This window comes from Daejeonella sp., from assembly GCF_049655485.1.
Lineage (GTDB): Bacteria > Bacteroidota > Bacteroidia > Sphingobacteriales > Sphingobacteriaceae > Daejeonella.
The window spans coordinates 1-1,644 of sequence record NZ_JBASJU010000327.1; the positions used below are offsets into that span (position 1 = coordinate 1).

Consider the following 1,644-nt stretch of genomic DNA (forward strand, 5'->3'; position numbering starts at 1 on the left):
GTGTAGTATAGAGTGCAGGAATTCCCACTTTGGCGAAATTGAAATGATCAGATCTGTAGTAATATCCAGCTTCTGGATGGCGTTCAAATGCCAGGGTACGTCCGGCTTTTTCAGCCTCCGTTTTAAGGTAATCTTCCAGTTCAGACTGGCCCTGTCCGACCGTTATGATATCACGTGTACTTTCAAAGGGGTTTAAACCATCGATATTTATATTTGCAATTGTCTTTTCAGCCGGATATATCGGATTTTGAGCATAATAAGCAGAGCCCCATAATCCCTGTTCCTCGGCGGTAACAGCGAGCATGATCACCGTACGTTCTGGCTGGACTTTAAGGCTTTTAAACGCTCTGGCCAGCTCAATAAGACTAGCTGTTCCGCTCGCGTTGTCGAAGGCACCATTGTAAATCGAATCTGCCGTTTCATCAGCTTTGCCTATACCCAGGTGATCCCAGTGCGAGGTATAAATAATTACTTCATCAGGTCTTTTGGTGCCTGTTATCTTGCCAATAACATTCAATGATTTATTGAAGGTCGTTTCAACCTTCATGCTTGTTGAAAGCCTGACATTTAATGCAGATGGTTTGAAACCGCGCTTATCAGCCTGAGCGAAAAAACTCGTACTGTCCAAACCCGCAGCTGCTACCAAACGTTTTGCTGCCGGGAGCGACAACCAGCCGTTGATATCTGTATATACATTTGGGCTTTTACGATCATCTAATCGCAGCTTTGATGCGTTCCAGTTATTCTGAACAACCGAAAAAGGATAACTTGCTCCTTCGGTTGTGTGAACAATAAGGCAGCCTTTTGCACCCTGGCGGGCCGCTTCTTCGAACTTGTACGTCCAACGTCCATAATAAGTCATCGTTTTTCCTTTAAATAGCGTTGAATCACCCGCAGCAAAGCCGGGATCGTTTACCATCACAAGCACTACTTTTCCCTTAACGTCAAGCCCTTCATAATCGTTCCAGTTATGTTCAGGAGCTACAACACCGTAACCGGCAAATACAACTTCATCGTTATTCAGGCTAACCTTATCGGTGATTTTATCCGTCCAGATCACATAATCATCAAAACCCTTAAGGTCAAAACTTCCTTTTGCAGAGCCTACTTTCATCATCGGATCCGCCGTGGTTTTGATATTCACCATTGGTACCTCCTGGAGATAGCTATCGCCGTTCCCCGGCTCAAGACCAGCTAATTTAAACTGCCGCTGGAGATAAGCGATGGTTTTCGTTTCACCAACAGTAAAGGGTTTCCGTCCCTGAAGCGAATCGTGGGCCAGCTCGGAAACATGAAGGCGGATGCTATCTGCACTGAATGCGGCTAATCCGTCTTCATCTCCATTTACCGCTGCAGGATTATCGGTATTGCAGGCACTCGCAAGTAACAAAATGATAAATGCCAAATGGTATAGTCTTTTGTTCATGTTTGGTTTTTAAATGAAAGATACAGAATCCTCTTCTTACTTTTATCTTTTTGTAAGGTGCCGGAGATTTACACGACAAAGATTATTATTCAGACAGCTTTTAAAGAATTATATTGATGAAAGTGATTAAGGAAAAGCACAGCCTTGCCATGAGATGGTTTCATTGGGTGCATTTCCCCCTGCTCGCTATTATGATATGGAGTGGCTTACTCATATAT

1 protein-coding gene is annotated in these 1,644 nt (G+C 43.9%); it reads right to left on the minus strand.

Going from position 1 to position 1,644, the window contains the following annotated elements; genetic code table 11:
- A partial coding sequence (locus tag WBJ10_RS13455) for a M28 family metallopeptidase (protein ID WP_424291143.1) occupies positions 1 to 1,426 on the minus strand: 1,426 nt, incomplete at its 3' end.
- Between the last annotated feature and the right edge of the window lie 218 nt (positions 1,427 to 1,644).